Source organism: Chloroflexia bacterium SDU3-3 (assembly GCA_009268125.1).
In the GTDB taxonomy this organism is placed as follows: domain Bacteria; phylum Chloroflexota; class Chloroflexia; order Chloroflexales; family Roseiflexaceae; genus SDU3-3.
This window is the reverse complement of sequence record WBOU01000040.1, coordinates 1-6,168: the sequence shown is the minus strand read 5'-3', so window position 1 is coordinate 6,168 and position 6,168 is coordinate 1. Positions and strand designations below refer to the sequence as shown.

Here is a 6,168-nt window from a genome sequence, read left to right as displayed (position 1 = left end):
ATGGCGCGGCGCGAGGCCGTGCTGGATGACCCGCAGTTCCTGATCACCGATGCCGCCATCACCGATATCCATACGCTCATACCACTGATCGGGAAAGCCGTGCAGCGGGGCAGGCAGGTCGTGCTGGTGGTGGGCAATCTCTCTGACGAGATTCTGAATGCGCTTGTGCTCAATAAGATCCGCGGCGTGTTCGCCCCTGTGGTCATCAAGATCCCGGGGGATGGCGAGCGGCGACGCGAGCTGCTAGAAGATCTGGCCGTGCTCACTGGCGGGACGCTCATCTCCCAGGATACCGGACGAACCCTTGAGAGCGCCACGGTGGAGGATCTTGGCCGTGCCCAACGGATCTGCGTCGGCAAGGCGGCGACCAGCATCACTCAGGGCGCGGGCGACCCCAAGCAGATCACGCTCCACAGCGCGCAGATCCGGGCGCAGATGGCCGCAACAACCAGCGACGCCATGCGGGCCGCGCTGGCCCTACGCCTCGCTAGGCTGGGCGGGTGCGTGGCGGTCATCCGCGTGGGGGCCACCACCGAGCCAGAGCTGAAGGAGCGCACCCAGCGGCTTGAGGATGCGCTGGCCACGGCCCGAGCGGCGATTGAGCAGGGCATTGTCCCCGGCGGCGGGCTGGCCCTGCTGCACGCGGTCGACGCGCTGGATGGACTGGGCGACGAGGGCGATGTGCGGCTCGGGGTGGCGATGCTGCGCCACGCGCTCGCCGAGCCGATGCGCCAGCTGGCGGCCAACGCCGGGCAGAGCGGTGCGGTGGTGGTCGATGCGGTGCGCCGCCACCACCGCGATACCAGCGATGTCAGCTATGGCTACAATGTGCTGACCGGCGCGTTTGGCGACCTCCAGGCCATGGGCGTGATCGACCCGGTGAAGGTGACCCGCAGTGCGGTGCAGAACGCCGTGTCGATCACGGGGCTGCTGCTGACCATGGATGTGCTGATCACCGGCACCTCTGGGTTTGGCCCGATCAACCTGATCGACGATTAGCCAACCGCCCAACGATCAGGCCGCAAGAACACAGAGGTGGGAAAGCCCACTTCATAAAGGATCGTATGAACATACCCCTTCCCCCTCGGCTTCAGAAGATCGCCGTGCTTGGAAACGCCCTGCCCCGCACCTGCGGGATCGCCACCTACACCACCGACCTGTGCGCCGCCATCACCGCCGCCTTCCCATCGATTGAGATCATGCAGCTGGCCATGAACGACCGGCCTGAGGGCTACGACTACCCACCGCAGGTGCGGTTCACACTGGATCAGGAGACGCTGGGCGACTACCACCAGGCCGCCGAGCATATCAACATGGCCGGGGTCGACCTGGTGCTGGTGCAGCACGAGTACGGCATCTTCGGCGGCGCGGCGGGCAGCCACCTGCTCGCGCTGCTGTGCGATCTGCGCGTGCCGATCGTCACCACCCTCCACACCATCCTGCGCGACCCAACGCCCCAGCAGCGCAAGGTGCTGATCGAGCTGGTGCGGCTCTCCGACCGCCTGGTGGTGATGAGCGAGCAGGGCGCGATCTTCCTGCGCGAGATCTACGGCGTCTCGGCGGAGAAAATCGACCATATCCCGCATGGCATCCCCGACATCCCCTTTCTCGACTCTAGCTTCAACAAGGATCACCTCCAGGCCGAGGGCAAAACGGTGATGCTGACCTTCGGCCTACTCTCGCGCAACAAAGGCATCGAGTATGTGATCGAGGCGATCCCCGACATCCTGCGGCAGCACCCGAATGTTGTCTACATCGTGCTGGGGCTGACCCACCCCCACGTGCGCCAGCGCGAGGGCGAGCAGTACCGCGACTCGCTGCGCGATCTGGCCCGCGAGCGTGGCGTCGCCGACCATGTGGTGTTTCAAGATCAGTTTGTCAACCTGGACGAGCTGGTGACCTATATCGGGGCGGCGGATATCTACATCACACCCTACCTCAGCGAGGCGCAGATCGTCTCGGGCACGCTGGCCTACACCCTTGGTGCGGGCAAGGCGATCATCTCGACGCCCTACTGGTATGCCCAGGAGATGCTGGCCGATGGCCGGGGCGTGCTGGTGCCCTTCCGCGACCCCGGCGCGATTGCCACCCAGGTGAACGCGCTGCTGGCCGATGATGGCGAGCGGGACGCCATGCGCAAGCGGGCCTATCTGCGCGGACGCGAGATGATCTGGCCGACCGTTGCGGAGCGCTACATCGAGACGCTCCGACGCGCGCGGGGCGAGCACCACGCCAGCACCCACGCGCTCCAGCAGCAGACCCCTATGGTCGCCAGCGCACAGCGCCTGCCGCCGCTCCACCTCGGCCACCTTCGACACATGACCGATGACACCGGCCTGGTACAGCATGCGGTCTTCACCGCACCGCTGTACCGCGAGGGCTACACCACCGACGACAATGCGCGGGCCTTAATCCTCACGACCTTGATCGAGTCGCACCCAGACGAACCAGACACCGAGGCGCTCGCAACGCGCTACATGGCCTTCCTGTGGCACGCCTTCAGCCCAGAGACGGGGCGATTCCACAATTTCCTGGGCTATGACCGACGCTGGCTGGATGCCCACGGCTCGGAGGATAGCCATGCGCGGGCTGTGTGGGCGCTGGGCACGGTGCTCGGGCAGTCGCGCGCACCAACGCTGCGCGGCGCGGCAGCCCAGCTCTTCGCGCAGGCGCTCCCGGCGCTACTGGCCTTCGAGCACCCGCGCCCGTGGGCCTTCGCGCTGCTGGGGATTACTGCCTACCTGACACGCTTCCGGGGCGACCGCACCGCGCGTCAGGTGCAGACTGTGCTGGCCGAGCGGCTGCTGGACCGCTACCAGGAGCAGTACCGCGAGGAGTGGCCGTGGTATGGCGACACGCTCACCTACGATAACGCCGTGCTGCCCCACGCCCTGCTGATCAGCGGCGTCTCGCTTGAGCGCGCCGACATGCGGGCGTCCGGCCTGGAGTCGCTGCGCTGGCTCGCATCGGTGCAGCACGCCGAGGATGGGCACTTTACCCCGATTGGCTGCCATGGCTTCTACCCCTCTGGTGCGGCCCCGGCTCGCTTTGACCAGCAGCCGATCGAGGCCCACGCGATGGTGATGGCGTCGCTGGCGGCCTACCAGATCACGGCGGATGAATACTGGCACGATACGGCGTGCCGCGCCTTCGAGTGGTTTCTTGGCCACAACGATCTGGGGCTGCCGCTCTACGATGAGCGCACCGGCGGCTGCCACGATGGGCTGGAGTGCGACCGCGTGAACCAGAACCAGGGCGCGGAATCAACCCTGGCCTTCCTGCTGGCGCTGACCGAGATGCGGCTGGACGCCGCGCACCATGATGGGATGCGACCCACGATGCCGACGGCCATCCCGGTTCCGGTCTTCCGCGCGCCGACGCCGAAGCCCGACGGGCGGAAAAGCCGATGACGCTTCCAACCCACACGGCCCCACTGCGGGTCGCCATGCTGGCCCCGATCGCTTGGCGCGTTCCGCCGCGCCACTACGGCCCGTGGGAGCAGGTCGTATCGGTGCTCACCGAGGGGCTGGTGGCGCGCGGCGTGGATGTCACGCTCTTCGCCACCGCCGACTCGCACACCAGCGGGCAGCTGGCGGCGATCTGCCCGCGCCCCTACGCCGAGGATGCGTCGCTTGACCCAAAGGTCTGGGAGTGCCTGCATATCGCCGCCGCCTTCGAGCGCGCCGCGGAGTTTGATCTCATCCATAACCACTTCGACTTCCTGCCGCTCTCCTACAGCGCGTTGGTAACCACGCCGGTGTTGACCACCATCCACGGCTTTTCATCCGAGAAGATCGTGCCCGTCTACCAGCGCTATAACCAGGGCACCCACTATGTGTCGATCAGTGACGCGGATCGCGACCCCTCGCTCAGCTATTGCGCCACGGTGTACCACGGTATCCCGATGGACGATTTCACCCTGCGGCACGGCGCGCGCGAGTACCTCCTGTTCTTCGGGCGCATCCACCCGGACAAAGGGGCTGCCGAGGCCATACGCGTCGCCAAACGGTCAGGGCAGCGCCTGATCCTGGCCGGGATCGTGCAGGATCGGGACTACTATGCGCGGCAGATCGCGCCGCATATTGATAACGACCAGATCCGCTATATCGGTCCGGTCGGGCCATCGGAGCGCAATACCCTCCTGGGACGGGCCACCGCGCTCCTGCACCTGATCGATTTTGAGGAGCCGTTTGGCCTGAGCATGATCGAGGCGATGGCCTGCGGCACCCCGGTGATCGCCTACCGCCGCGGCTCGGTCCCCGAGGTGGTGGGGCATGGCCGCACCGGCTTCATCGTGGAGGATGAGGACGCCGCCGTGGACGCGCTGAGCATGTTGGGGCAGCTCGACCCAACCCAGATCCGCGCCCATGTGGCGGCGCGCTTCAGCCGCGAGCAGATGGTCGAGGGCTACATCAACGTCTACCAGTCGATCCTTTCGACTCGCCGCGACCCATTGAGCAGAAAGCATAGCCATGCCTGAACACTACGAGTCTCTGTTTGAGCGCTATCACGACAACCCGATCCTCACCCCATCCGACTGGCCGTACCCAATGCACACGGTGTTCAACCCCGGCGCGACCCGCCTGCACGATGGCACCACCCTGCTGCTCTGCCGCGTCGAGGATCGGCGCGGGCACTCGCACCTGTGCGCGGCGCGCTCAGCCAATGGGGTCAATGGCTGGCAAATCGACCCGCAGCCCAGCATGCTCCCCGACCCTGAGGGCTGGCCGGAGGAGATCTGGGGGATCGAAGACCCCCGTATCACCTATGTGCCCGAGCTGGAGCGCTACGCGGTGGTCTACACCTCCTACTCGCACGGCGGGCCGGGCGTCTCGCTGGCGCTCACCCAGGACTTCCAGCACTTCGAGCGCTACGGCGTGATCATGCAGCCCGAGAACAAGGACGCCGCACTGCTGCCGCACCGGATCGGCGACGCCTGGGCGCTCATCCATCGCCCGGTCGAGCCGCACGCCGCGCACATCTGGATCTCCTACTCCACCGACCTACGCCACTGGGGCAGCCACAAGCGCATCCTGGCGGCGCGGCATGGGGCCTGGTGGGATGCCAATAAAATCGGCCTGTCGCCGCAGCCCATCGAGACGCCACAGGGCTGGCTGGTGATCTACCACGGCGTGCGCATGACCCCTGCAGGATGCCTCTATCGCCTCGGGCTAGCACTCTTCGACCGCGAGACGCCTGAGCGCTGCCTCTCGCGCGGCGACACGTGGGTGTTCGGCCCGGAGACCCCCTACGAGCGCAGCGGCGATGTGGGCAACGTGGTGTTTCCCTGCGGCGTGACGGTCGGCGACGATGGTGATCGTCTCAATATGTACTATGGCGGGGCCGATAGCTGCATTGCGCTTGCGACCAGCCGGATAAGCCGCCTGCTGGCTTGGCTGGATGCCAATGGGCGCACGCCAACGCAGGAACGCGAGTAAATTCCAGTGGTTGTGTTGAGGCATCCGAGCAGCGCGTGTTTACCCGCGTGCTACTGGGTGCGAAACGAGTGAACAATGACCTCTCTTCCCAACGATCCTGGCCAGCGCGGCACGCTTGCAACCTTCTCACCGCCCTGGTCGTGGTGCAGCCGCTGCCATCGCGCCTATCTCACGGGCGCAGCCCGCACGATCACCTTTGATTCGGATGTGCGCCACCCCGGCCCACTCGCGATTACGCTCTGCGCCTATCTGGACTGCGCAGGGCCAGCGCGGCGCATCGAGTGGCCGTGGACAATCTACCGCGGCTGGCATCCCGACGCGCCGCTTGTCCCAGAATACGGTCGGATCTACGACGTCTAGGAAGGGACTACGCGATGCACTCGGTAGGAGCTGATGGCGGCATCACGTGGTTGATCGCCGCCGAGCAGAAGACCCAGCGGATCGGTGAGCGTTGGCCCAGCGCCTAGCCGAGCGTACCGAGCCGATTTGTGATCACCACACTATCGCCTGCCAATGCAGCGCTTGATGCCCAACGTCACGCCCAAGCAATGGTCTCCACATCAGCCTGCAGATCATGGGCGGTGCCACGGACATAGAGCAGGGTGGTGTCGAGCGAGTCGTGGCCCATGATCTGCGCGAGGCGGTGGAGCGGCACGCGGGCGGCCATCTGGTAGCCAAAGCGATGCCGGAGATCATGGGGATGCACCGCGTTGAGCCGCGCGTGGCTGGC

At 66.2% G+C, this 6,168-nt stretch carries 6 protein-coding genes; 5 read left to right on the top strand and 1 reads right to left on the bottom strand.

From position 1 onward, the window contains the following. The 5 genes from F8S13_27500 (at window position 1) to F8S13_27480 (ending at window position 5,798) form a co-directional block, all read left to right on the top strand. Window positions 1-999: a hypothetical protein gene (locus tag F8S13_27500; protein KAB8139593.1), complete on the top strand. Its 999-nt coding sequence runs from the start codon at window positions 1-3 to the stop codon at window positions 997-999. Between the two features lie 65 nt (window positions 1,000-1,064). Further along, complete coding sequence (locus F8S13_27495) at window positions 1,065-3,410, top strand: glycosyltransferase (protein KAB8139592.1); 2,346 nt, start codon at window positions 1,065-1,067, stop codon at window positions 3,408-3,410. A gap of 23 nt (window positions 3,411-3,433) precedes the next feature. After that, window positions 3,434-4,480 (top strand): glycosyltransferase family 4 protein, encoded by a 1,047-nt coding sequence (locus F8S13_27490; protein KAB8139594.1) that lies wholly within the window; start codon window positions 3,434-3,436, stop codon window positions 4,478-4,480. Beyond that, entirely contained in the window at window positions 4,473-5,438 is a 966-nt protein-coding gene (locus F8S13_27485) for a glycosidase (protein KAB8139591.1), read from the top strand. Before F8S13_27490 ends, F8S13_27485 begins: the two co-directional genes overlap by 8 nt. Window positions 5,439-5,513: 75 nt before the next feature. Further along, entirely contained in the window at window positions 5,514-5,798 is a 285-nt protein-coding gene (locus F8S13_27480; GenBank protein ID KAB8139590.1) for a hypothetical protein, read from the top strand. A 175-nt stretch (window positions 5,799-5,973) separates the two neighbouring features. Here the strand turns inward: F8S13_27480 and F8S13_27475 are convergent. Further along, a partial coding sequence (locus tag F8S13_27475; GenBank protein ID KAB8139589.1) for a tyrosine-type recombinase/integrase occupies window positions 5,974-6,168 on the bottom strand: 195 nt, incomplete at its 5' end.

Coding starts and splice junctions, on each gene's coding strand:
- F8S13_27480 (KAB8139590.1), top strand. CDS start 5,514: ATGACCTCTCTTCCCAACGATCCTGGCCAGCGCGGCACGCTTGCAACC.
- F8S13_27500 (KAB8139593.1), top strand. CDS start 1: ATGGCGCGGCGCGAGGCCGTGCTGGATGACCCGCAGTTCCTGATCACC.
- F8S13_27485 (KAB8139591.1), top strand. CDS start 4,473: ATGCCTGAACACTACGAGTCTCTGTTTGAGCGCTATCACGACAACCCG.
- F8S13_27495 (KAB8139592.1), top strand. CDS start 1,065: ATGAACATACCCCTTCCCCCTCGGCTTCAGAAGATCGCCGTGCTTGGA.